This window comes from Wenyingzhuangia sp. 2_MG-2023 (assembly GCF_030548295.1).
Taxonomy (GTDB): Bacteria; Bacteroidota; Bacteroidia; order Flavobacteriales; family Flavobacteriaceae; genus Wenyingzhuangia.
The window spans coordinates 330,283-355,835 of the sequence record NZ_JAUOSB010000002.1 but is presented as its reverse complement, the minus strand read 5'-3'; the positions used below and the strand labels follow the sequence as shown (position 1 = coordinate 355,835).

Below are 25,553 nucleotides of genomic sequence, written 5' to 3'. Positions count from 1 at the left end.
AATATTAAAATTATGATCAGATTGTCAGAAGAACAAATCAATCAAAAATTAAATTTCATCAACAATTATTTGTATGCAGAAAATGCTGCGGATGGTTCTAAAGTAGATGCCAATGCCAATGTAACGTCTAAAAACATTGCTACTATGGAGGCTGAATTGAATAAGGACATAAATATTCAAATCAACAGAGCTTTGTTAAAACGTAAAATAGCGGAGTTGTTTGGGGATGAATTGGCAGAAGAGTACGAACGTCAAATAGAGCATCATGAAATTTATGTACACGATGAAACGTCCTTAAAACCTTATTGTGTTTCTATTAGTATGTATCCATTTTTAATAGATGGTTTGACCAAGTTGGGAGGAGAAAGTCAAGCCCCCAAACATTTAGAAAGTTTTTGTGGAGAATTTGTAAACTTGGTTTTTGCAGTTAGCTCGCAATTTGCAGGTGCTTTGGCCACGGTTGAATTTTTAATGTATTTTGATCATTTTGCAGGAAAAGATTACGGAGATAATTATTTAGAAACGGTTCCTAATACCATTAAAAATCACTTGCAACATGTGGTTTATGCCGTAAATCAACCCGCAGCTGCTAGAGGATATCAATCTGTTTTTTGGAATATTTCTTTGTACGATGCCTATTATTTTGAAAGTATGTTTGGTGATTTTGTGTTTCCTGATATGACAAAACCAGAATGGAATCGATTGAAAAAATTACAGGCTTTTTTTATGACTTGGTTCAACAAAGAAAGAAGCAAAGCTGTTTTAACTTTTCCTGTGGTGACGGCAGCCATGTTGGTAGATAACAATGCACCTAAAGACAAAGAATTTACAGAACTGTGTGCTAAAGAATTAAGTGAGGGGAATTCTTTTTTTATTTACCAATCAGAAAATGCAGACAGCTTGGCATCTTGTTGCCGATTAAGAAATGAAATTACAGATCATACTTTTAGTTATTCTTTAGGAGCGGGAGGAGTAGCGACAGGTTCTATTAATGTAATTACACTGAATATGAACAGATTGGTTCAGCAAAAAAAAGATGTGAAAAAGGAAGTAAGAAAAATTCATAAATACCAAGTAGCGTATCGTAAGTTGATGGATGAATATAGCCAAGCAGGGTTGTTGCCTGTTTACAATTCAGGATTTATAAGTTTGGACAAACAATTTTTAACCATAGGGGTAAACGGAATGGTGGAAGCTGCTGAAAGTTTGGGTATCAAAGCACACAATACTTCAGAATATAAAAGATTTATCAATAATTATTTGAAAGCAATTTTTGACGAAAATAAAAAAGCAAAAGAAGAATGGGGATATATGTTTAATACTGAATTTGTTCCTGCTGAAAATTTAGGAGTTAAAAATGCCAAATGGGATAAAGAAGCTGGCTTTAAAGTACAAAGAGATTGCTACAATTCCTACTTCTATGCTGTAGATGATGACGAATTAAACAGCTTGGATAAAATAAAATTACATGGAAGAGAGTATATTCAGTACTTGGACGGTGGTTCAGCATTGCATTTAAATTTAGAACAAACATTAACTAAAGAAACGTTTGTAAAATTATTACACGCTACGGCTCAATCAGGATGTAATTATTTTTGTTTTAATATTAAAATTACGATCTGTAACAGTTGTAATCATATAGATAAACAAACATTGCAATCTTGTTCAGAATGTAGTTCTTTAGACATAGATCATGCAACAAGAGTCATAGGTTATCTTAAAAAAGTATCCAATTTTAGTTCAGCAAGACAAAAAGAACATGCGTTAAGATATTATGATAGGAATCATTCTAAAGTAGAGTTGTAAAATAAATTATAGGTATAAAACGTAATTTTAATATTCTTAGGAATAGAGATTACGTTTTATTTTTCTAAAAGTTTTAGAGAAAGTAAAGTCCCTTTAGTTTCTATTTCTTCTTTCAATTGATAAATAGTCTTATGTTTAAAGTCGTTCAATATCTGATTTTTGAAAGGTTTGAAAAGATGGTGTACGGGGCAAGGATATTTGTCACTGCACAAAGCTAGCCCTAAAAAACATTCATCAAAGCGTTCTGTACCGTCAATATTCACAATTATATCCCATAATTTAATATTCAAATCTTCTTCAGATAAGTAAAAGCCTCCACCAGGACCTTTGGTAGAGGAAACCAAATTATGTGTGCTTAATTGTTGTAACAGCTTGGCTAAGAAAGGTTGGGGTGATTGTAATTCTTCGGAAATACGCTTAATTCCTATCTTTTTATCTTTATTTGAATGAATGGCTAGGTACAAAATTGCCCTAACTGCATATTTACAGGCTTTGGATAACATATGAGGTAAGTCTTGGTTGATTAATCAAAGATAAGAATCTAGTAGAGGAACTAAGAAATAAAATAAGTTAAATATTTAAGGAGATGTGTTGTGTATATTGTTAATATTAACTATCTTTGCCATCCAAATCGCGGGATAGAGCAGTAGGTAGCTCGTCGGGCTCATAACCCGAAGGTCACTGGTTCGAGTCCAGTTCCCGCTACTAGAAAAACACTTCATAATTGAAGTGTTTTTTTTTGCCATAAACTTAATGTGGTCGTATAGATGAGGGTTTTTTGCTGAGTAAAATGCAATTAAGTCATGTTTAGTCTAACTTTTTCTAGTATAGAAGAGTTCTAAGTAGATTTTTTTGTTTTTTAAGAGGATTTAGAGAGTAAAAGGATGAGAGATTTAAAATTACTCCAAAGGGTTTTGTTGAAAACAAAAAAACCACAACAATTACGTTGTGGTTTTTAATGTGGTGCCTCCAGGAATCGAACCAGGGACACAAGGATTTTCAGTCCTTTGCTCTACCAACTGAGCTAAGGCACCATGCTTAACTTAGCGGTTGCAAATATAAAACCTTTTTGAAGTTTCACAAACTTTTTTGAATAAAAATGTTTCTATATTTGAAGACCATAGAATGAGAAGATGAATTTAATTATTGACGAAGGAAATACAAGAATCAAATTGGCTGTTTTTGACAAAGGTCAGTTGGTTGATATAGAGTATACTAAAATTGAATCCTATAGAGAAAGTGTTAAAAGAATAATTACAGGTTACAAAATAGAGGCTGTTATTTTATCTTCTGTAACGGATGAAATAATTTCAGTTTTTAATGAAATTGAGATTAAAAACAAGATTATTTTATCTTATAAAACCCCATTACCGTTTAAAATTAGTTACGAAACTCCTAATACGTTAGGAGTAGATAGAATAGCATTGGTGGCAGCAGCATGGAAAAAAAATCCAAATGAAAATAGTTTGATTATAGATGCCGGAACTTGTATAACGTATGATTTTATAGATGCAACAGGGAATTATCTGGGAGGAGCTATTGCCCCAGGGTTGGGCATGCGTTTTAAAGGTATGCATTGTTTTACCAAAAAGCTTCCAGATTTAAAAGTTCCAGAGGGTACTATAGGTTTGATAGGAAAAACAACTAAGCAGTGTATGGAAAGTGGTGCTTTGAATGGTATGGTGTTTGAGATAGAGGGTTCGATTAGGGCTTATCAACAAAAATTTAAAAAAGTTAATATAATATTAACCGGTGGAGATGCTAATTTCTTGTGTAAGCAATTAAAAAATAGCATATTTGTCAACTCGAATTTTCTGTTAGAAGGATTGAATGAGGTTCTAACATATCAATTTAAAGATGAAGCAAAACTTAAATAATGTTGTAGTAGTAGTGGTAATGTTCTTATGTGTAACTATTTATGCTCAAGAACAACAAGTATCGTCGTTGTTGTCCAATTATGGTTTGGGTACAACGTTTTCTGAAACTACTATGGTCGAAAAATCTCAAGGAGATTTATCTGTGGTAACTAATAATAATGATGAGGTTGCTTCTATAGCCAACCCAGCATTGTTGTCAGATTTAAAATTAACTTCTTTCTCCTTGTCTATGCAGGTTCTAGGAGCCAACGTAGAAAATATGGATAGCAATTATAAGTCTGGAGCAGTATCTCTAGCAAATATTTCTTTAGCTGTTCCGCTAGGTAGTAAAGGTGCTTTTTCATTAGGACTTAGAAATCATTCTTCTGTTGGGTTTGAAACGAGCAATAGTGAATTTTATAATTTTGGGAATGGTAGTGTCAATCAGTTTTATTTATCTGTAGGACTTAATGTTACTAAAAACCTTTCTATTGGAGCACAAATGAATCGATATTTTGGAAAAACAGACAAGAGACAAGCTTTTAAAGGAGGTATTCAAAAATCAACAGTGTTTGATCAAAGTTATAACGTAACAGGTCTGTCTACTAAAATAGGAGCACAATACAAACAACCTATGTTTAAAACATTAGAAGCTGTTTTTGGTGCATATGGAGTTTTAGCATATAAGAATAAAGCAAAAGGCGAATCAAGGTTTTTTGAAGCAGTACAAACAGATGTAAATACATTTAGTGAGTTGATCACAAGAGATTCTGATGGAAATATTGTAGACACGGCAATTGAAAAAGATATTTCTGGAGAAGAAAAAAAATCTTTTAAAACAGTATTAGGAGCTGGTTTAGGAGAAAAAAATCATTGGTTTGCAGGAGTTTCATATGAGCTTCAAGATGCGGTTTCTTATACTGGAAATGTGTTCAATCAAACTACGTCATCCCTTATTCCTGTTGGATTTGAAGCTTCTAATAAAATTAGTTTAGGAGGATATATTATTCCAAAAAAATATTCATTGAAGAGCTATTTTAGCAGAGTTGCCTACAGAGGAGGATTTAAATATGAAAATACAGGATTGACCCTGAATGAGAACAGTGTAAAGAATCTTGGCATATCTTTTGGTCTTGGTTTACCACTAGGTAGAAGAATTTCGTACGCAAATTTTTCGTTTGAGTTAGGTAGATTAGGCGATTTTTCAAAAAACAAGTATCAAGAAGAGTATTTTAACGTGGGAATTGAACTATCCTTATCTGACAAATGGTTTAACAAAAGAGTGATCGATTAAATTAACAATATGAAAACAAAACTAACTACATTATTTACAACAGTATTTTCAGTTTTTATTTTAACAGTACAAGCGCAAGATGATTGTGCCTTAAGGTACAATATGTTAAAAACTGATTATAAAACCAAGAATTACGAATCTGCCTTAAAGAATCTAGACTACTGTTTGGATAATTGTGGAAAATTGACAGCAAATATATATATATACGGAGGAAACTTGATTGATGCTGTTTTAAAGACCGCAACTCCAGAGAAAAAAACAGAATTGTTTGCGTTAGGAAAAAAGATGTTTGCAAAACGTTTTGAGAATTTTCCAGATGCGTATCCTGCAAAAGCTCACAGTGATTATGCAGATTTTTTGAAAGAATTAGGTGGAGACAAAGACGAGATATATAACAATTACGAACAAGCTTTTAAAATGGATCCAACCAAATTAGGGGTAGGATCGATCATTTCATATTTTAATCAAGTTGTTGAAAGAAATAAGGACAGTAACTTACAGGTTGTATTTAATACTTATGATGTTACTTTAGAAGCTATCAACAAAAAAGTAGAAGGATACTTAGCAGATATAGCTGAATTACAAGCAAAAGAAGAAGCTGGTCAAACATTGCTGTCGTCTGAAAGTAGAAAATTAAGAGCTGCTACATTAAACTCTAAAGCATTAGGTCAGGTAGAAGGAGCTTTAGATCAAAAAATAGAAGAAATTTCTACGTGTCAATATTTAATTCCATTGTACAAACAAGAGTACGAAGCTAATAAAAATGACAAGTTGTGGTTGCACAGAGCAATCAACCGTATGTACAAAAAAGATTGTACTGAAGATCCTTTATATGTTACATTGGTAGGGCAATATCAAGAAATAGATCCATCTCCAGAAGCATCTGTATTGTATGCAGGTATCTTAATGGATAAAGGAGAAGTAAACAAAGCAGTTTCTTATTTTGAAAAAGCAATTGAACAAGAAACAAATGCTGATAAAAAAGCAAAAAACTTGTATAAAGTTGCTGATATTTTTAGAAAAAAAGGTCAAAATTCTAAAGCAGTATCTTACGCTAAAAAAGCAATTGCAGCTAAACCAAACTTGGGTAGAGCATATACAATGATTGCTACTTTGTATGCAAGCGGTGCTAACAGCTGTGGGAGTGATGAGTTTGAAAAAAGAATGGCTTATGTAGTTGCTGAGCAATATGCTTTAAGAGGAGGAAAAGTAGATCCAAGTATTGGAGTCTATGCTTCTAAATTGGCAAGATCATACAAAGCAAACCAACCAAGTAAAAAATTAGTTTTTAACAACGAAGGAGGATACAAATCAGGAGATAATTATACCATCAAATGTTGGATTAACGAAACAGTTCAAGTTCCTTAAGTATAAGAACGATAAACGATCAGAAGCCAAAGAACTATCTTTGGCTTTTTTTATGCTCTAAAGCTAGGTTTGTGATACTAGCATTAGAATTTATAATTATATATTTGTAGTAGTGATAAAAAACATGACATTACCCGTAACATCTATTTTAAAACAGCTTGGTAAAGTAGCTTTGCTATTGTTTTTGTTAGCAAGTTGTAAAAACTCGTCTAAAGAAATCAATGATTTTTTAGCGGATCAAAATTTACCGATTGGTGTTGCAGAAGATATCAATATGGTTCATAAAGATTCTGGAAAAGTAACAAGTAGGATGATTTCTCCTCTTTTATGGGATTTTACCAATCGGAAGTTGAATCCTTATTTTGAGTTTCCTAAGGGAGTAAAAATTGTTACAATTGATAGAATTACTAGAGACTCGGTAACGATTACTGGTGATTATGCTATTTCGTATCAAAACACTGCTATTTCTGAAATTATAGGAAATGTTGTTGTGGTAAATCATAGGAATGGAGTTGTGCTAAATTCTGAGCAAATGTTTAGAGATCAGAGAGAAAACTATTTTTTTACAGAAACACCGTTTACTTTGTACACGGAAAAAGATACTTTGCATGGAGTTGGTTTTGAATCAAATGGTGATTTGAGTAATTGGATATTAAATAATACAAATGGTAATATTGCCATTGAGGATAAAGAAGATAAATAAAATGCGTAAATTTTTAAAAGTTATAGAGTGGGCATACCTTATTGTAGGGATCGTTTTTGTAGTAGAGGTATTTTTAAATTGGAATACAGATAGACAAAAATCAATAGTTTCATTGGTCATGGCTGCATTGGCTTTTTTTATGTTTGTTTTTAAACGAAGGTTTCGAAATAAACGTTTTGAAAATAATTAAATGGACTCAGAAATACTTATCATTATTGTATCCATCATATTGTCCGCCTTTTTTTCAGGCTTGGAAATTGCCTTTGTGTCTTCTAACAAGTTGCAAGTTGCGTTAGAAAAAAGGAAAGATGGATTCAGATCTCAGTTGTTGACTAAGCTAACAGAAAGATCTTCCAAGTTTATTACCACCATGTTGGTTGGGAATAACATTGCTTTGGTTGTTTACAGTTATTATATGGGAGAAAAGTTGTTAGCTTTTTTTCCATCAGGATTGAATGAAGCAACAGTATTGATTTTATCGACACTGATTTCTACATTGCTTATTTTGGTGTTGGCAGAGTTTTTACCCAAGGCAATTTTTAGAGTATATGCCAATGAAACACTTCGCTTTTTTGCTGTACCAGCTTACTTTTTTTACTTGTTATTTCATTTTATTTCCATAGCTATAGATAGTATTTCTAGCATGTTGTTAAAATTCTTTTTTGGAGCTCACAGTGAAGAAGGAGAAACAGTGTTTAGCAAAGAAGAACTAGGACATTATATTGACAAACAAATTGAGATTGGTAGAAAAGATGATGAACAAGAAATAGATTCGGAGATTCAAATTTTTCAAAATGCTTTGAGTTTTAACTCGGTAAAAGCAAGAGAAATTATGGTTCCTAGAACAGATTTAGTTGCTGTTGAATTGCACGAACGTGTAAGCAAATTGAAACAACTTTTTGTAGATACTGGTTTTTCTAAAATTTTGGTTTACAAAACATCAATGGATGATATTGTAGGGTATGTGCATGCTTATGAGATGTTTAAAAACCCAAAAACAATAAAAACAGTTATACTGCCAGTAGAATATATTCCAGAATCCATGATGATTAACGATGTACTAAACGTTATGACTAAAAAACGTAAAAGCATTGCTGTGGTAATTGATGAGTACGGAGGAACTTCAGGAGTTATTACTGTTGAAGATATTATAGAGGAATTGTTTGGTGAAATTGAAGATGAACACGATAAGATTGCGTTGGTAGAAGAAAAAATTAACGAAAATGAGTTTCAATTATCAGCAAGGTTGGAAGTGGATTATTTAAATGAAGCTTACGAACTGAACATTCCAAAGTCAGAATCTTATGAGACTTTAGGAGGGTTTATCATTCAGAATGTAGAGAATATTCCAGAAGTTGATGAAGAATTTGTGATGAATAATCTTCATATAAAAATCACAAAAGTAAGCAATACACGTATTGAAGAAGTGTATCTAAAATCCGATTATAAATTGGAATAATCTTTTTTCTTTAAAACTTGTCTTTTTATTTTAGGATTTCAATTGAAATTGTATTTTAGCGGACAATCAAAAAAATAGACGTATAACATGGCAATATTATCAAAAATCAGGGATCGCTCGGGATTTTTAATCATAGCTATCGGATTAGCAATGTTTTCTTTTGTAGTGAGTCCTAAAGATATTTTCGACTTTCTTACAAGCAAAAATGTAGATGTAATTGGAAAAGTAAATGACGAAGAAATTTCGCACAAAGAATTTGCAAGAAGAGTAGAATTATACAAGTCTCAATCCAATTCACCAAATTATGGTGGTTTGGCTATAGAAAATATGGTTTGGAACCAAATGGTTCGTGAAAAAATATATGAGATAAAATTAAAAGAAGCTGGCGTTGTCATTGGTGAAGGAGAAATCTGGCAAGCAATCATCGCTAGTCAACAAGTGTTAAATACACCCCAGTTCAAAGATCAACAGGGAGTATTTAGTCAAGATATTTTGAAAAATTACATTGCTGATTTACAAAATGACAAAACAGATCAAGGGAAAGTACGTTTGCAAGGATGGTTGAACTTTGAAAAAGACATCAAATACAATTTGTTGACTCAATCTTACAATGATTTGGTGAATTTAGGTGTAGGAGCAACTGAAGAAGAAGAGTTGAAAAACTATGTGTTGAACAATACAAAAGTAAGTGCAGATTTTGTGTATTTACCTTTTTCTACAATTCCTAACACAGATGTGAAAGTTACAAAAGATGATGTAGCTGCTTACATTAAAAATCATGAAAATGAATTTCAAACAGAAGCTGCAAGAAATTTAAAATTTGTGAAGTTTTCATTTCAAGCATCTACAGAAGATGAGGAAGAAATTAAACTGGAATTGGCTTCTTTGGTAGACGGAGAAGAAGGTTTTAAAAAAGCAGAAGATGCTTATTTGTTTGTAGACGAAATTGGAACAGATTTACCAGTTGTTGATAGATTTCAAACAGAAAGTGAATTGCCAACAGTAATTAAAGAAGAAGTAGTAAACGGAACTAAAGGAGCAATTGTAGGTCCTTATAAATTTTCTAAATATTACAAAATTTCTAAGATTTTAGATGTACAAAAAATTCCAGATTCGGTACAATCAAGTCATATTTTAATTTCTTTTGTGGGTGCTCAAGGTGCACAGCCTAATGTAACAAGAACGTTGGTAGATGCGCAAAAATTGGCAGATAGTCTTTTGACTGTGGTGAAAAAATCACCAGCTAAGTTTGGAACATTGGCACAAAACTATTCTTCAGATCCAGGTTCTGCTGTAAAAGATGGTGATTTAGGATGGTTTGGATACAGAAGTATGGTTCCTGAATTTAGAGATTACTGTTTTGAAAACAAAAAAGGTGATATTGGAGTTGTAAGAACTGCTTACGGATTTCATGTTATTAAAATTGAGAATCAAAAAGATTTTAACCAAGCATACAAATTGGCAACAATTTCTAGAAAAATTGAAGCATCAGAAGATACAGAAAACAAAGTTTTTCAAAATGCAGAAACATTTGCAAGTGAGTTGAGAAACGGTGCTGATTTTGATAAATTGGCTAAAGATTCAGGTTACGAAGTAAGTACTGTAAATGGAATCAAAGCAATGGATGTTTATGTTGGAGCTTTAGGAGAAAACAGAAGAATTGTAAAATGGAGTTTTGAAGAAGATAATGACGTAAATACATCACAACGTTTTGATTTGGATGAAAAAGGGTACGCTGTTGTTATGATTAACAATAAACAAGAAAAAGGATTGAAATCTGCTAGCAATGCTTTTAGCCAAGTAGAACCTATCTTAATCAAACAAAAGAAAGCTGAAATATTAAAAGGAAAAATGCAAGGAGCAAGTTTAAAAGCTATTGCAGATAGCAACAACGTAACAGTTGGTTCTTTTGCAAATGTAACAGTTGGAGCTCCAACTATTGGAGGTGTTGGTACAGAACCAGCAGTTATTGGAGCAGCAGTAGTTAGCAAAAAAGATGCATTGGTAAAAGAAGTTGTTGGAGATAAAGGAGTCTTTGCTTTTTCTGTGAATAATGTAGCTGAGGCTAAAACTGAAGTAGGTGCGTTAGATGTAAAATCAGCATCAAAAAAATTAAAAGGATCAGTTTCAAGACAATTGTACGAAGCATTACAAGAAGGAGTGACAATTGAAGATTATAGAGCTGAGAGATATTAAATTAAGTATCCTAAAAAAATAAAAGAGGCTTAAGGGCCTCTTTTTTTGTCTCCAACAATCCCCTTTTATACCTTTATATTATGATAAATCAAGAACAATTACAAAAATTATCCGATAGAGTTTCTAAACTGAGAGTGTATTTAGAAATAGATAAAAAGTTGATTGAAGTTCAAAATCAAGAAGAACAGTCTTTATCACCCGATTTTTGGAACGATCCTAAAAAAGCAGAAGCACATATGAAAGCTTTACGAGGATTGAAAAAATGGGTAGACGATTATAAATCGGGAAAAGAATTGGTAGAAGATTTAGGAGTTACTCTTGAGTTTTTTAAAGAGGGAGAAGCAACGGAAGAAGAGTTGAGTGAGCTAGAAAAGAAGACAATTACTTTGATAGAAGACATAGAATTCCGAAACATGCTTTCAGAAGAAGGAGATGAAATGAGTGCAGTACTTCAAATTACTGCAGGAGCTGGAGGTACAGAAAGTTGTGATTGGGCTGCTATGTTGTTTAGAATGTATACCATGTGGGCTCAAAAACAAGGATACAAAATAAACGAATTGAATTTACAAGATGGAGATGTTGCTGGAATTAAAACAGTAACTGTTGAAATAGAAGGAGAATTTGCTTTTGGTTACCTAAAAGGTGAAAATGGAGTGCATCGTTTGGTGCGTATTTCTCCTTTTGATAGCAATGCTAAGAGACATACTTCTTTTGCATCGGTATATGTATATCCGTTAGTAGATGATTCTATTGAAATAAAAATTGATCCTTCGGAATATACATTTGAAACCATGAGAGCTAGTGGTGCAGGTGGTCAGAATGTAAACAAAGTAGAAACTGCGGTTCGTTTGCGTCACCATCCAACAGGAATTATGATTGAAAATTCAGAAACACGTTCTCAATTAGACAACAAAACCAAAGCAATGCAATTGTTAAAATCACAATTGTATGAATTAGAGTTGCAAAAGAAAATGGCTGCTCGTAGTGAAATAGAGGCAGGTAAAATGAAAATTGATTTTGGTTCCCAAATTCGTAATTACGTAATGCATCCTTATAAGTTGGTAAAAGACGTTAGAACTGCTCACGAAACAGGAAATGTTGATGCCGTAATGAATGGAGAAATTGATGGTTTTTTAAAATCATATTTGATGAAATCTGGGCAACCAGAAACAAAGGATGAATTGTAAAAAGAAGTTATGATAAAAATATATCACAATCCACGTTGTACCAAAAGTAGACAAGGTGTTGCTTTTTTAGAAGAAAAAGGTGTCTCTTTTGAGGTGATTAAATATTTAGAAACTACGTTTACCGTAGAAGAATTGTCTAAGGTTATTGATGAGTTAGGGGTAAAACCAATCGAACTAGTTCGAAAAAACGAAGCTATTTGGAAGCGTGATTTTAAAGGACAAGAAATGACGGATTCTGCAATAATAGAAGCAATGATAGCACATCCCAAACTGATAGAACGTCCTATTATTGTAAACGATGGAAAAGCGGTAATTGCAAGACCTACAGATAGAATTGAAGAAGTTTTATAAAGTTTTTTTTCCTATCTTGATTAGATGTTTAGTAGTTTTATAAGACATCATTTGGGCAAAGAGGATACAAGTCTATTTGTAATACAAGATTGATTGTTGAGTAATTCACTGTTTTTTATTTAATTTTAATTAAAAATTATGATGGGAGGAGCGGGGCATATTCAGGATATGATTCATAAAGTAAAACAAAACAGAGCTTTAAAATCCTCGCAAAAGAGAGACTTAAAAAAACAATTCGGAAGAAAAGCAGATACAAGGGAATTAGAGTTTGTGAAAGTGTCTGAAATGGAATTGGAACAAATCAAACAAAAAAACAGATTAAAAGCTAAAAAGGAAAGAATAAAAAAGCATGTGATGACTTTATTGATTTTTATCCCTTTGTTTATTCTAATCATGTATTACTTAAAAAAGTCACTCTTTATGACTTTAAAATAATAAAAAAGTGCATAGACATTTTATCATCCATAAGCCCTATGGCTACATTTCACAATTTAGCAGTGCTGAAAAAAATGCTCATAAAAAAAAGTTTTTAGGAGATTTGTACAAAGTGCCTACAGGTACTATGGCAATTGGACGTTTAGACGAGCCTAGTGAGGGTTTGTTGCTTTTAACTACAGATGGTCAGGAAAGTGAGCGTGTAAGGTCTAGAAAGGTAGAAAAGGAGTATTTTGTACAGCTAGACGGTCTACTTACTGATGAAGCTATTCAAGTTTTAGAAAAAGGTGTGCTCATTGGAGTAGAAGGGACTCAATATAAAACTTTGCCTAGTGAGGTAAAAAGTATTCCAATACCAGAAAAACTGCCTCATAGAGCAAAAAAAATAAGAGATGATAGACACGGTCCTACTTCTTGGGCAAGTATTGTTATTACCGAAGGAAAATTTAGACAAGTTAGAAAGATGTTTTCTGCGGTTGGTTTCCCAGTATTGCGCTTAATTAGAGTTAGAATTGGACAGGTTTATTGGAGTGAAATTCCAGAGGAGGGAATATTAGAAAAGGTTTTTTTTAAATTATAAGATAAAAATAAATGATTTTTGTTATCTTGTCTGTAAAATTTACTTTATGGAACAACCCCTAATCAATTGTGTCCTATTTACCTCCGTAGGATTGCTTGCAATTATTATCAGTATCGCCAATTGGGATTTCTTTTTCAATTCCAAAACAATCGGTAACACATTTCTTAGTGTCTTAGGACGAAAAGGGATGCGTGTCGTTTATTTATTGGTAGGAGTAGTCATTATCACCAAAGAAGTGATGATGATAACATCTAGAGGTATATAATCAAGTTTTCTGATTTTTTGTCTCAAAAAATGAATGTCTAACTTTTCCACAACAAGTTTTATTTCTTGTTGTGGAATAATTTTTTTCCTATTTTTCAAAAAGAACAATGCTTTCTATGTGTGCTGTGTGTGGAAATTGATCTACCATACTCATCTTAGAAATTTTGTATCCTGCTTGCATCAATGTTTCAGTATCTCTGGCTTGTGTAGCTGGGTTACAAGAAACATATACCATTCTACTGGCTCCTAATTGAATTACTTTTAACAATGTTTTTGGTGCAATTCCAGCACGAGGAGGATCCAAAACAATGGTCTCTATTTTGCCTTTGTATTCAGGATATTCTACTAAAAATTTACCAACGTCGGCAGCGTAAAAATCAACTCCAGTGATGTTGTTTCTCAATGCGTTTTTTCTTGCATCTTTGATGGCATCTTCAACAATGTCTACCCCAATAATATGAGCATCTGTAGTTTTAGAAGCTAAAATTTGTCCTATAGTTCCTGTTCCACAAAATAAATCCATTACTATTTTTCCGTTGACAGTATCTGCTTTTTCTAAAGCGTAGTCAATCACTTTACTATATAGCTTTTCTGCAGATTTAGGATTGGTTTGAAAGAAACTCTTCATTGAAATTTCAAAATTCAAACCTAATAAGTTTTCTACAATATGATTTTCACCAAAAACCAATCGTTCGTTTCCAGTAACCGCTAATGTACGATCTCCAATTTCATCGTTGGTGGTGTGAATCAATCCTGCAATTCTATCTCCAAACAATTCTTTTAACAAGGCAACAAATCCTTCCATATCAAAATGCGATAGTTGTGGAGAGGTAGTTACCAAATTGCATAAAATCTGGTTGGTTTTGTATGACTTGCGTACTACAAAATAACGGAAAAACCCTTTTTTTTGTGGAGCATGCCAAGGTTCTAAACCTGAGTCTATACAGAATTGACGAATGACTTTTAAACCATCTTCTACTTGAGCATCAAACAGTCCGGAGTCTTTATCTAAATTTTCTGCACACCACCAAGTTCCACGTTTTTTGAATCCTAAAGCAAATTCATCCACATCTGTTTTTTGTTCAAAATCGTAACGGATGGCAGAAAAACCATATTCCATTTTGTTTCTGTAGTGAAATACTTCTGGAGATGCAATAAAATCATCAAACAGATCTTCAATATTAGCTACTTTTCCAATACGTTTAAACAGTTCTAAAGTACTGTCTTTTTTGTATTGGTGCTGAATATCAATAGGTAATTTAATGTAGGGAGCACCTGGAATGGTCTGAAAAGGCACTTCAACTTCTTGGTCTGATGGACTCAATACTTCAAACAATTTGGCTTCTGCATAGCGTTTGCTTGTTTTGTTGATTTGTGCTCTTACGGTTTGTCCTGGCAAAGTGTTGGGTACAAAGACCACAAACTCACCTTCTTCGTTTCTTATTCTTCCAATACCTTTTCCTCCAAAGGCATAATCTTCTATAGTAATAGAGATGATTTCACCTCTCTTTACAAACTTATTTCGTTCTCTTCTTGGCATGGGGCAAATTTACTTTTTTATTGTTAGTAAAAAACCACAGCTTCAAAAATTTAATTCATCAAAATAATATAAGCATTTAAAGAACTGGCGATAAGTAACCAGATAAAATACGGAGCAATCCAAAGAGAGTTTAATTGTAAATTTTTTCTGTATTGGAATAGAAATATACTTACGATACTTGTTAAACTTAAAATAACAAACAAGCCCAAAACGGTTTGCTGTAAATAGAAGAAAATAGGGTTCCAACTAGTATTTAAAACCCACTGAATAACAAACAAACCAATGATTTTTTTACGATTGTCTGTTTTGGGAATCAATAAAGCCATGTAAATTGCAAAACAAATCATAATAGTAGTCCAAGCCACACCAAACATCCAACCTGGAGGAGTCCAAGGGGCTTTGTTTAGGGTTTGATACCAGTCTGAGGAAACTCCCGCTGTGGTATACAAACTTCCAATTCCCAAAGCAGAAAAGTTAAGTACTAAAAATAAAAAGACTCGTTTTAACATAGTGCTCAATCTTTAGGAATGATGTTGTTTGTCAATAACAAATAGTCTAGATAATTGGTGATTAATTTGTTTTGACTGCTAAGTAATTTCAATTCAGATTCAATTAGTTTCTCTTGTCTCTTGTTGATCAAAAACATAGAGCTCTCCCCGTAATCAAATTTTTCAGTTTCAGCGGCCAACAATTGCTGGTATCCTTCAATATTTTTTTCTAACAAAGATATTTGCTGTATCAATGCTTTTTGATTTTGCTTGTTGGCTAAAATTTTATTGGTAACCTCTGTTTTTTTATAAGCAATTTCATAGTTAATCTCTTCAATTTTGTACTCGTTCTCTCTAATTTTTCCTAATTCTTTTCTAAAAAATAAAGGAAATGTAAGACTAGCTCCCCATTTGTAATTATCTACATTGTAATTAGGAGAAACGTTGTTTTGACCCGTACTTAACAATGCATTGTATTTCAGTTTCAATTTTGGTTTTAACTTTTCTTTGTTCAAACGTTGTTTAAGAATCAATTGTTCTTTTTTAGCACTTTTTTCGGCAATGATAGGAATGCTATCCAAATTGTTAATCAACTCTATTTCGTCTGATTTGTGAGGGATAATGTTCTTTTCAGGAAATACGCTTTCTTGCAAGCCTACAGGAAGATTGTCTAACCACAAATGATTTTCAACTTTTAGCCTTTTTTCAATTAATAACTGCTTGTATTTTACAATATCTATCTGATTGTTTTGCAAATAAACTCTAGCTTCTAAAGTATCAATGGCTGTTTTCTCACCACTTTCTAAGGCACTTTTGGTATTGTTTAAATACAAGTAGCTTAGTTTAAGATTGTCTTGTAAAATCTCATAAGTAGAAGCATATTGTTGCCAGTCTGCATACGCTTGCGAAGCTTTGTATACCAATTCATTCAACAATTGCAACTGTTGATTTTGCGCAATTTGCTCGTAAATTTTTGCGTTTTTTAAATCAGTTTTTCGTTGGTTGGTTAGCAAACCTTGCAATACATCTATTTCAACACCCGCACTCCAAAGACCTTTATTTGTGGTTTTATTTTCTGGGTTTAAATAAGTTCCTGCATTGTTGTCAAAACCTCCTGTAATATTTACACCTATTGGTGTAGGAATGGTGATTTTGTTTTTAAAAACACTATAATACTCTTTGTTGTCAAATTCCTTTTGATCAATGCTAGAAGTCAATATAGGGTCAAATCCACCTTTGGCATTTAACAATTGAGCTTTGGCTGTTTTCTCTTTAAGCCTTGCGGTTTTAGCTATTGGATGCTGGCTAATTACATTGTAAATAAACTCCTTGTATGTAAGGATGTTTGGATCGTTGGTTTGTGCAATTAGATTTGCCGAGAACAATAGTAAAAAAAGATAGATTGTTTTCGTCATTATTTAACCGATTTTAAAGGTGCTTTTTTCTTTATGCTTTCAGATTCTCCACTTTGACGATCATTGTTGTCTCTGTAAAAATCAGGAGGAAATCCGTTTAAGTTTCTCCACAATTCATACCAAACTGGTACATCTTTTAAAAGAATAAAAGTATAAGTTCCTGTTCCTACACGTAGATTTTCTGGCCATTTTTTTTCTTTTTCATCAGGAGCAATCAAAACACGGTATTTTCCGTTTTCGCTAATGTGCTGATCTATAGCAAAAATTCTACCAGAGAAGATACCTGTAGATTTTTCTGGCCATCCAGAAATTACCATAGCAGGCCAACCGTCAAACCGCAATCTAGAATGATCGTTCATTTTTAGCAAAGGTAAATCTTGTGGTTTTACATAAACTTCTACTGCCAGGTCGTAATCTGCAGGCATAATGGTTAAAATGTCAGTTCCTTCTTTTATAAGCTGTCCTGTTCCTTTCTTAATGGTTTTGGTAATGTACCCATTGGTAGGAGAGGTGATGTAATACAAATTTTGACGTTGCTCGTAGTTACTCAATTGATTTCTTAACTTAGAAGTATTAGATCTAGCTTCCAGTTTAGAAGACAATGCGCTTTGAATGTCAGAATTGGTTTTTGCTATTTTTTGATTATAATCTTCTATGGTTGATGACAATTCTAAGGACAAATTGATCAAGCCATTTTTTTGATTCTCTAACTTATTTTCTTGAGAAAGATAAGAAGCATATGTTTCTTGTTTTTTCAATTCTTTATCTTGAAAATCGGATAAAGATTTCAATCCTTTATTATATAGCTCTTGCGTTCTTTTTAATTGATTGGTCGCAATTTCATATTTAATTTTGTAAGCATTTAAATCAATACTATCAATCGTTATTTTGTTTTTGGTTTGAAGTATTTTGTTTCTTACTTGCTCCATCTTTAAGTCTTTACTCTGTCTGATGGAAAGCAATTGAGCTTTTAATGCATTTATTTTGTCATCATAAGAAGTAATACTTTCAGATTTTGCCGTTACTTGCTCTTGTGTTCTAGAGATCAAATTCGGATCAAAATAATCGTTCTTTACTTCGGTAATGTAAATCAAAGTATCTCCTTTTTTTACATAATCACCTTCTCGGACATACCATTTTTCCAACCTACCAGAAATGATAGACTGTATAGGTTGTGGTCTTTGTTCTGGCAATAAGGTGGTTACATATCCTTTACCTTCAATATTCTGTGTCCAAGGAACAAAAATAACAATCAATAATGCTATCAATATTGTAATACCGTAATAGAATCTTTTTTTACTGTCTTCTTTGTTTTTTAAATACAAATAAGATTTAAAACTATTTAACTTCACTAAGTGAGCAATGCTATTGTTTGAAATGTTTAACATGAGCTTATAGTTTTATGATTTGGTTAGACTTATGTGCCCAGTATTGATGATCGGCTATTACGATGACTGTCCAAGGTTTTTCTGGATCCATAATGTAATCAATAATAGATTTTTTTTCTTCTTCGTCAATAAATTGTAGAGGATCTTCCAGCAATAAAATACTTGGTTTGCTAATCAATGCTCTGGATAGAATAATTTTTTGAATGATACTTCTAGAAAATCGTCTTCCTTCAGAATCTACTTTGGTTTCTATACCTTCTGGCAATTGAGAAATATAATCAGTCAATTTAAGAGCTTCAAAAATTTCTTTTAAATAATCATTATCTATAGCTCTGTTTAATGCAATGTTTTCTTCAATAGTACCTTCAAACAGTCCTGTGGTGGGAACAATAAAAGATATTTGTTTAAAAAAAGTATCCAGTTTGTAAAAAGAAGCAGGTCGGTTGTTGTATTGAATTTCTCCGTTTTCTAGTGTATGTATACGTGCTATAAGGTTTAATAAGGTAGTTTTACCAGTACCAGCGTTTCCTTTTAATAATACTTTAGACTTTGCTTTTATAGAAAAAGAAAGGTCTTTTAAAATGTTGTTTTCACTATCTTGGTAACTGAACGATAAGTTTTTTGCCTCTATAGAAACACCGTTTGTGGTATCTAATTCTCCATGTCCATTTTCATCATCCAAACTTAAATCGGTTACGTATCCAATTTTATCTAAAGCTGTAAGTACATCATAAATTGTTTCAACAATTCTAGTAATTTTTTCTACTGAGTTGATGATCATGATGATGATGATTTCTGAAGCTACAAATTGTCCTATATTCATTTGTTGTTGGAAAACTAAAAAACCACCCAACACCAATAATGCTGCAGCTACCCAAACTTTAAAACCAATGAATAGCATAAATTGTTGAATCAAAACATTAAAGTGTTTTTCTCTACTTTCTAGATAATTCAGATTGATTTGATCTGTTTTCTCCATGTGTAGATTTCCTTCGTTTAGAATTTTAAAGGTTTTGGTATTGCTTGCTATTTCTTCTATCCAATGAGCCAAGCTGTATTTGTACTTACTTTCTTTGATGCTTGTCTCCAATCCTTTTGGCCCAGTAAGTTTAAAAATTAAATAGATGATAAGGAACAAACTAATTCCTAAAATAATAAAGTAAGAACTATAAAAAGTTAATAAAATCAATCCAAAAATGATCTGAAAAGCAGCCAAAGAGAAATCAATTAAAATTTTAGGAAGTCCTTTTTGAATTGTCATCACATCAAAGAAACGATTGACCAATTCTGGGACATGAATTTTATCAAAATTGAGCTGTTTTATTTTGGGAATTCTATAGGCAAATTCAAATGCAGATCTGGCAAATATATCTTGCTGAATGTCTTCTACAATTCTTAATTGATTGATTTGAATTTTACCATTTACAGCAATACCAATTAGCACAAATACCACCAATACCATCCAAGATGTAGTAGTTTCTCCTGTTTGCAAATAGTTTATAATTGCTTGTATTCCAAGAGGTAAGGATAGATTTACCATTCCGCTAATAATAGCGTAATAATAAATTAATCGAATTCTTTTTTTGTATTGGTTGATCAAATTCCAAAACCGTAACAAAGGCGATGTCTTCATATTTAATTTAGTTTGCGTAAAAATAAGAAATACTTAGATTTTAGAACAATAATAAACATTAATATTTATGAAAAAAACTATAAATTAAACTTATCATTTACAACCTTAAATCTGTATGAAAAAATGGTTTCTAGCTGCTTTTTAATAAACAATTTATTGGCCAATGCCCCTATAAAACCCATAGGAGGTTGGTAGGTTACAATATCTTTCATCAACACACCATCTCCTAGGTCTTCTAGAATGTGTTGGTGGTGCCATAATTTGTAGGGTCCGATGCGTTGTTCGTCTACAAAATATTTTTTTTCTACCACATGTGTAATTTCTGTAACCCAGGTAGTGGGGATATTTAAAACAGGTTTTACAATATAACTGACAATCATGCCTTGGTACATTTTTTCGTCTTTGTTGTTAGAAGTAATATCAAAACCCATGTGTTTCGGGGTAATTTCTTTTAAGTTTTTAGGAGAAGACATAAATTCCCAAACAGTATCAATATCTGCGTTGATGAATTGTTCTTTTTGTAATTGGTAAAATGCCATGACTGTATATGTTTGAAATGTGTTTTAGAAGTTAATTAGGGATCCATTATTTCTTTATGACGACGAGTTCTTTAATTTTTGAATTTGAATAGCAATAAGCTCTGCTTCGTATATTTTTTTATCACTCAGACTTCTGTTTGTTGTAGAAAGTCTATGAGCTTCTTCCAATAATTTTTTGTATTGAATCTCTAAGGCATTCATGGGATTCTTTTTTTTGAAAAATGAAAACATAGCAAAAGATTTGGATTAATAATTAAGAGCGTATTTCTTTATTTTTTGAATTCTCTTGGCTACTTTTTCAGCATCTTGAATTCTAGAGTAGCTTTTTTCTCTGTTGATTTCAAAAAAGACAAAAGATTCGTTTAGCAACCTTTCATGTTTTTCTTGTAAAATTTTGATGATATATTTTTTAACAATTGAAATTTTCATAGTCCTTATATTTTTAATGTTGACATTCCGCCGTCTATTCCTAAAACTTGTCCTGTGATCCATTGCGATTTTTCGGAAAGCAAAAAATCCACCATATGAGCAATGTCAGTTGGCTTTCCAATTTTTTTCAAAGGATGTCTTTGTGCGTTGGCATCAATTTTAGCTTGGTTGCTCAAAAGTTTAGAAGACAAAGGTGTTTCTGTAATAGAAGGAGCAATACAGTTTACACGAATGGTAGGCGAAAATTCAGCTGCCAAACTACGTGTAAGTCCTTCTATAGCTCCTTTAGATGCTGCTACTTGTGAATGAAAATTAAACCCATGTTGTACGGCAACTGTAGAAAACAAAACAATACTTGGGTTGATTCCTTTTTTTAGCTGTTTTAGTATTGTCTGAATTACTTTGATAACTCCCACTACTTGTAGTTGATAATCTTCTAAAAAAGCATTTGGCTGTATTCTTGCAAAAGGTAATAAATTAATGCTTCCGGGACAATAAACCAATCCGTCAATTGTCTCTATGTTTTCCAAGAATTCAAAGTTGTCATCAAGTACATTTAACGAATGAAAATTGATGTTTTCTGTAGTTTCTGGAGTTGTTTTGTAATAGGTTGCTATAACTTGATGTCCTTGATTTGCTAATAAGGTTGCAGTTGCTTTTCCAATTCCAGAAGAAGCTCCAATAATTAAGTAGGTAGACATAATTTATCTTTTTGAAATTTTTGAGTTGCTAATTGTTCTTTGCAAAGAAGATTTGAAAATCCCCTTAACAAAGTGTCTTTTTTTTAGGTGTTTGGTTTTTCTGCCTTGTACTCTTTTTCTCCAAAGTTTAAAACTACTGGGGTTTATTTCTGATCGCATCAATTCAATAACTTGTGATTCTGAAAGATGAAATTGAAAATAAATTGCTTCAAACGGTGTTCGATCTTCCCATGCCATTTCTATAACTCTGTCAATTTGGGCAAGCGTTAGTATTTTATTTTCTTTGTTTTTTCTCATTAAGATTGATTTTAATTTACACAGCACGAATCAATGTAGCATGCTTTAATGTGTGTTTTTTTAGAATGCGATTATTTTCTTCCATAACCAAAGGATCGTTTTTCATTTCCCAAAGTATTTTACTTGCTTTTTTTCTGTTTGCTTTCAGATCAATAATGGGTTCAGGATAATCAATTCCTAATTTTACATTGTACATTCCTTGTTCTAGTGGAGTCATCAAATAGGGTTCGTGAATGTGTTTGGTTTGTAAGCTAGCTAGTTCTGGAACCCATTTTCTAATAAAATCTGCATTGGTATCGTGTTCATAACCATTTTTAATAGGATTGTAAATTCTAAGTGTATTTATACCTGTTTCTCCTGCCTGCATCTGAACTTGTGCAAAGTGAATTCCTGGCTCAAAATCTATAAACATTTTAGACAGATATACAGCACAATTTTGCCAAGGTTGCCACAATAAGTGTGTAAAAAAAGAAACAATCATAGCACGCATTCTAAAATTTAAATATCCAGTTTCATTCAAACACCTCATGCATGCATCTATCATAGGAACACCTGTTTGTCCTGTTTCCCAAGCAATTTGATATTTTTTAGAAATGGCCTTTTTTAACATACTATATCCTTTATTTATGCTGGAGTCTTCCATGGTATGTTCCATTTCAAATTTTTGAATAAAATGAGCTTGCCATTTCAAACGAGCTGTAAAAGCATCCAAATCCTTTTTGTTTTTGCTTAGAGGTCTAATTGTTTTTGCAGCTTGCCAAACTTGTCTTGTAGATAAATTTCCCCATGCTAAATAAGGAGAAAGTCTACTGCATGAATCCACAGCTTCTTTAGGTTTAGAAATTCCTCTGGTATAGTTTATATAACGTTCCTCAAAAAAACTATTTTGATAGTCTAACGCTTCAGTAATACCACCTTTCTGAATAGAGCATTGTTTTGGGGTAGACAAATCTGCAATGCTAAATTGTTTTTCCAGTTCGTTGATTTCATGAAGCGTTAGTAATTGATTTTTTGGGTGAAAAGGTAATAATGGAGTTTCCATATAGTTTTTCCAGTTTTTTTGCCAACCTTTTCTATTTTGAATTCCTCTTAATATTCCGTTCCAAATATTTTCTTTCCAATTGATGAGATTGTTATGGCAGTAACGAGCAATTTTTAAATCTCTATGGTAAGTGCACATCAAACCGGTCTCTTGATGAGAAAACAAATCACGGATATTGTAGTATTGTTGCAGTTGGTTAATGGTAGCGCTTACTTCAGAATTTACAGCTAAAACCTTGGAATTGTAAGGAAGCAATCGCTGGTTTAAATCCGCAATAGATTCTTTGATAAAATTCCAATGTCTAGTGTCATAATGAGGATCTTTTAATAAAAAGTCTTCAAAAACAAACAACAACAATACTCTTTTTCCAGTTTGTATTGCGTTGTAAATGGCTTCGTTGTCTTGTAATCTTAAATCACGTTTTAACCAAACCACAGCTAAAGATTCTTTAGGATACATATTGTGATGGTTTTAAATTTTAATAATATTTTGTAACATTCCTTTGAATATGAATCCATGAAAAGGCCAAACAGCATACCAGTACAAACGTCCGTACAACCCTTTAGGTCTAAAAATTGCCCTTTGGTATAGTTTGTCTCCTAATATTTTAAATTCCAACCAAGCTTCTCCGGGTAATTTCATTTCTGCGTAGAGCAATAATTTTTTTTCTTTTTTGTTGGCATACAATACTCTCCAAAAGTCAATAACATCTCCTGTTTGTAATTTGTATTGATGGGTTCGTCCTCTTCGGAGTCCTACACCTCCAAAAAGGAGGTCTATATACCCACGCAGTTTCCATAAAAAGTTTCCATAGTACCAACCTGTTTCTCCACCTATAGCCCAAATTTTCTCCAATGTTTTTTCAGCATCTATAACTTGAGAAAAGCGTAGGTCTTTAAAGCATCCATGTTTAGGAGGGTTGATGTGTTTTCCAAAAAAATCAGCATCTTGGGCCGCATTGATAGCATCTTTCCAACTAGAAACAATAGCATTTTGTTCAATTTTTTTAAAAGCATTTTTTACAGCTTCGTTGTATTTTATAGGTTTTATGTTTAGAACATCGTTAATTTTTGATGGATTTCCAATAATTTCTACATTCATACTGTCTACCAAACTAGCTGCTAATGAATAGGTTGTAGCAGTTACGAAATACAACCAATAAGAAGAAAGTTTTGGGGTCATGATAGGAATGGTGATAATCCATCTTTTTAAGCCTCTTATTTCTCCAAACTGCAATAGCATTTCTTTGTAGGTTAAGATTTCGGGACCGTAAATATCAAAGGATTGGTTGTAGAGTTTTTCAATTTTTAATGCCCTGTGTAAAAATTGAATCACATCAGAAACCGCAATAGGTTGTGTTTTGGTGTTCAGCCATTTTGGGGTCACCATTACGGGAAGTTTTTCTACTAAATCTCTTATAATTTCAAAAGAAGCACTACCACTACCTACTATAATTCCTGCTCTAAAAGTGGTCAGAGAAAATTCTCCAGAGGCTAAAATATCTTCTACTTTTTTTCTAGAACTAAGATGTTTGGACAGTACATGATCGTTTACAATACCACTCAAATAAATTACCTGTTGGCAATGGGTGTTGTTGATGGCATTTCTGAAATTATCAGCACAAGTAGATTCTAAACTTTCAAAACTACGAGCATCCGCAGACATAGAGTGAATTAGGTAGTAAGCTACGTCTATGCTTTGGGGAATTTCATCCAGCGTTTTAGATTTTAAAAAATCAACTTCGATAAAAGAAATTTGTTGATGATTTTTGTATTCTTCTGGAATTCTATTCAAATCTCTCACACAGCAAATCAAATTGTGCTTGTTTTGCAACAATACGGGGATCAATCGTAACCCTATATACCCTGTGGTTCCTGTGATTAAGATGTTCATGTTTTTCTTTTTAATAATGTATTGTTGGTAAAATATTTCTGAGTTTTTATAACTAAAAAAATTACTGATGGTTTATTTTAGGTCTTTGATATGGCAATCTTTCTATCAATTCCGTTTTTACATATCCATCCAAACCATTGATGCCAACTACGTTTCCTTGTGTCAAACTCACAAAACCATCGTTCTGAATCAATTCTTCATTTATGTATAATTGTTGAATTTCTCCTAATAATAAAATAGTTCCGTTTTCCTTTATCTTATATTCATTTACGTATTTTAACAACATTTGGATTGGACTATTTTTTACAAAAGGCACGTAAGATGCATCTTTGTATTCTTCTTCTAGTGTTGTCATTTCAAATTCATTAACATCAAAAGGATATTTGGCACTTGTGTGATGTGCATCTTTTATGATGGAATGGTGAATAGCATTAAGTGTATAATATTCATTTTCTTTGATGTTGTCATACGTGTTTCGTTCCACGGTGGTAGGTCTAAATACCATACCAAGAAGTGGGGGAGCAGAACCAAAATGTACTACAGAACTAAAAACAGAAACATTAGGAATTCCACTATTAGAAATTGAGCCTATAAGGTTTGCTGACTTGATTCCCGTAACACTATTAATCAAATTGATTTTGTACAAATGTTCTAGTTCAGAAATTTCTTTTTTACTAAAAACTTTCATG

General features: G+C 32.5%; 26 protein-coding genes and 2 tRNA genes. 13 read left to right on the top strand and 15 right to left on the bottom strand.

The genetic code is table 11. The features are described from left to right. Positions 1-12: 12 nt before the first annotated feature. Positions 13-1,806, top strand: a complete 1,794-nt coding sequence (gene nrdD / locus Q4548_RS05060) for an anaerobic ribonucleoside-triphosphate reductase (RefSeq protein ID WP_303452200.1) — start codon at positions 13-15, stop codon at positions 1,804-1,806. A 56-nt stretch (positions 1,807-1,862) separates the two neighbouring features. Here the strand turns inward: nrdD and Q4548_RS05055 are convergent, their stop codons facing one another. Further along, positions 1,863-2,309, bottom strand: a complete 447-nt coding sequence (locus Q4548_RS05055) for an Rrf2 family transcriptional regulator (protein ID WP_303452198.1) — start codon at positions 2,307-2,309, stop codon at positions 1,863-1,865. Positions 2,310-2,438: 129 nt separating this feature from the next. Between Q4548_RS05055 and Q4548_RS05050 the strand changes: the two genes are divergently transcribed. After that, positions 2,439-2,511: transfer RNA gene (locus Q4548_RS05050), tRNA-Met, on the top strand. A gap of 256 nt (positions 2,512-2,767) precedes the next feature. Here Q4548_RS05050 and Q4548_RS05045 read toward each other — a convergent pair. Further along, a tRNA-Phe gene (locus Q4548_RS05045) sits at positions 2,768-2,840 on the bottom strand. Positions 2,841-2,939: 99 nt separating this feature from the next. Between Q4548_RS05045 and Q4548_RS05040 the strand changes: the two genes are divergently transcribed. From Q4548_RS05040 to Q4548_RS04990, 11 genes are all read left to right on the top strand, one after another. After that, on the top strand, positions 2,940-3,683 hold the full coding sequence (locus Q4548_RS05040; RefSeq protein WP_303452195.1) for a type III pantothenate kinase: 744 nt from the start codon (positions 2,940-2,942) through the stop codon (positions 3,681-3,683). Then, positions 3,664-4,956 (top strand): hypothetical protein, encoded by a 1,293-nt coding sequence (locus tag Q4548_RS05035; RefSeq protein WP_303452193.1) that lies wholly within the window; start codon positions 3,664-3,666, stop codon positions 4,954-4,956. Before Q4548_RS05040 ends, Q4548_RS05035 begins: the two co-directional genes overlap by 20 nt. A gap of 9 nt (positions 4,957-4,965) precedes the next feature. Continuing rightward, positions 4,966-6,324 carry a lipopolysaccharide assembly protein LapB gene (locus tag Q4548_RS05030; protein ID WP_303452191.1) on the top strand — a complete coding sequence of 453 codons (1,359 nt, stop codon included), beginning with the start codon at positions 4,966-4,968 and terminating at the stop codon, positions 6,322-6,324. A gap of 124 nt (positions 6,325-6,448) precedes the next feature. Then, positions 6,449-7,027: an LPS export ABC transporter periplasmic protein LptC gene (gene lptC, locus Q4548_RS05025; protein WP_303452189.1), complete on the top strand. Its 579-nt coding sequence runs from the start codon at positions 6,449-6,451 to the stop codon at positions 7,025-7,027. Between the two features lie 190 nt (positions 7,028-7,217). Beyond that, positions 7,218-8,486, top strand: coding sequence for a hemolysin family protein (locus Q4548_RS05020; protein ID WP_303452187.1), 1,269 nt, complete (start codon positions 7,218-7,220; stop codon positions 8,484-8,486). Positions 8,487-8,573: 87 nt separating this feature from the next. Further along, positions 8,574-10,682, top strand: a complete 2,109-nt coding sequence (locus Q4548_RS05015; protein WP_303452185.1) for a peptidylprolyl isomerase — start codon at positions 8,574-8,576, stop codon at positions 10,680-10,682. An 80-nt stretch (positions 10,683-10,762) separates the two neighbouring features. After that, entirely contained in the window at positions 10,763-11,869 is a 1,107-nt protein-coding gene (gene prfB / locus Q4548_RS05010; RefSeq protein ID WP_303452183.1) for a peptide chain release factor 2, read from the top strand. A gap of 9 nt (positions 11,870-11,878) precedes the next feature. Continuing rightward, positions 11,879-12,220: an arsenate reductase (glutaredoxin) gene (arsC, locus tag Q4548_RS05005; protein WP_303452181.1), complete on the top strand. Its 342-nt coding sequence runs from the start codon at positions 11,879-11,881 to the stop codon at positions 12,218-12,220. A 138-nt stretch (positions 12,221-12,358) separates the two neighbouring features. Beyond that, positions 12,359-12,655: a hypothetical protein gene (locus Q4548_RS05000; RefSeq protein ID WP_303452179.1), complete on the top strand. Its 297-nt coding sequence runs from the start codon at positions 12,359-12,361 to the stop codon at positions 12,653-12,655. A 7-nt stretch (positions 12,656-12,662) separates the two neighbouring features. Continuing rightward, on the top strand, positions 12,663-13,235 hold the full coding sequence (locus Q4548_RS04995) for a pseudouridine synthase (RefSeq protein WP_303452176.1): 573 nt from the start codon (positions 12,663-12,665) through the stop codon (positions 13,233-13,235). Between the two features lie 46 nt (positions 13,236-13,281). Further along, the gene (locus Q4548_RS04990) at positions 13,282-13,500 is read left to right on the top strand and encodes an immunity 17 family protein (RefSeq protein ID WP_303452174.1); all 219 of its coding nucleotides are present in this window, start codon (positions 13,282-13,284) and stop codon (positions 13,498-13,500) included. An 87-nt stretch (positions 13,501-13,587) separates the two neighbouring features. Here the strand turns inward: Q4548_RS04990 and rlmD are convergent, their stop codons facing one another. From rlmD to Q4548_RS04925, 13 genes are all read right to left on the bottom strand, one after another. Further along, a complete protein-coding gene (gene rlmD / locus Q4548_RS04985; RefSeq protein ID WP_303452172.1) occupies positions 13,588-15,039 on the bottom strand; it encodes a 23S rRNA (uracil(1939)-C(5))-methyltransferase RlmD in 1,452 nt (483 codons plus the stop codon). Between the two features lie 50 nt (positions 15,040-15,089). Further along, positions 15,090-15,548: a TspO/MBR family protein gene (locus Q4548_RS04980; RefSeq protein WP_303452170.1), complete on the bottom strand. Its 459-nt coding sequence runs from the start codon at positions 15,546-15,548 to the stop codon at positions 15,090-15,092. A 5-nt stretch (positions 15,549-15,553) separates the two neighbouring features. Continuing rightward, positions 15,554-16,942, bottom strand: a complete 1,389-nt coding sequence (locus Q4548_RS04975; RefSeq protein ID WP_303452168.1) for a TolC family protein — start codon at positions 16,940-16,942, stop codon at positions 15,554-15,556. After that, positions 16,942-18,330 (bottom strand): HlyD family secretion protein, encoded by a 1,389-nt coding sequence (locus Q4548_RS04970; RefSeq protein WP_303452167.1) that lies wholly within the window; start codon positions 18,328-18,330, stop codon positions 16,942-16,944. The genes Q4548_RS04975 and Q4548_RS04970 overlap by 1 nt, the downstream gene beginning before the upstream one ends. A gap of 4 nt (positions 18,331-18,334) precedes the next feature. Next, the gene (locus Q4548_RS04965; RefSeq protein ID WP_303452165.1) at positions 18,335-19,963 is read right to left on the bottom strand and encodes a peptidase domain-containing ABC transporter; all 1,629 of its coding nucleotides are present in this window, start codon (positions 19,961-19,963) and stop codon (positions 18,335-18,337) included. Between the two features lie 77 nt (positions 19,964-20,040). Further along, positions 20,041-20,502 carry an SRPBCC family protein gene (locus Q4548_RS04960; protein ID WP_303452163.1) on the bottom strand — a complete coding sequence of 154 codons (462 nt, stop codon included), beginning with the start codon at positions 20,500-20,502 and terminating at the stop codon, positions 20,041-20,043. A 54-nt stretch (positions 20,503-20,556) separates the two neighbouring features. Then, on the bottom strand, positions 20,557-20,733 hold the full coding sequence (locus Q4548_RS04955; protein WP_303452161.1) for a Lacal_2735 family protein: 177 nt from the start codon (positions 20,731-20,733) through the stop codon (positions 20,557-20,559). Positions 20,734-20,748: 15 nt separating this feature from the next. Further along, positions 20,749-20,931: a hypothetical protein gene (locus Q4548_RS04950; protein ID WP_303452160.1), complete on the bottom strand. Its 183-nt coding sequence runs from the start codon at positions 20,929-20,931 to the stop codon at positions 20,749-20,751. A gap of 5 nt (positions 20,932-20,936) precedes the next feature. Next, on the bottom strand, positions 20,937-21,632 hold the full coding sequence (locus tag Q4548_RS04945) for an SDR family NAD(P)-dependent oxidoreductase (RefSeq protein ID WP_303452158.1): 696 nt from the start codon (positions 21,630-21,632) through the stop codon (positions 20,937-20,939). A 3-nt stretch (positions 21,633-21,635) separates the two neighbouring features. After that, complete coding sequence (locus Q4548_RS04940) at positions 21,636-21,929, bottom strand: TIGR03643 family protein (protein ID WP_303452155.1); 294 nt, start codon at positions 21,927-21,929, stop codon at positions 21,636-21,638. Positions 21,930-21,945: 16 nt separating this feature from the next. Then, a complete protein-coding gene (locus Q4548_RS04935; protein ID WP_303452154.1) occupies positions 21,946-23,430 on the bottom strand; it encodes a cryptochrome/deoxyribodipyrimidine photo-lyase family protein in 1,485 nt (494 codons plus the stop codon). Positions 23,431-23,442: 12 nt separating this feature from the next. Then, a complete protein-coding gene (locus Q4548_RS04930) occupies positions 23,443-24,864 on the bottom strand; it encodes an SDR family oxidoreductase (RefSeq protein WP_303452152.1) in 1,422 nt (473 codons plus the stop codon). A gap of 61 nt (positions 24,865-24,925) precedes the next feature. Next, on the bottom strand, positions 24,926-25,552 hold the full coding sequence (locus tag Q4548_RS04925) for a flavin reductase family protein (protein WP_303452150.1): 627 nt from the start codon (positions 25,550-25,552) through the stop codon (positions 24,926-24,928). Position 25,553: the final 1 nt, after the last annotated feature.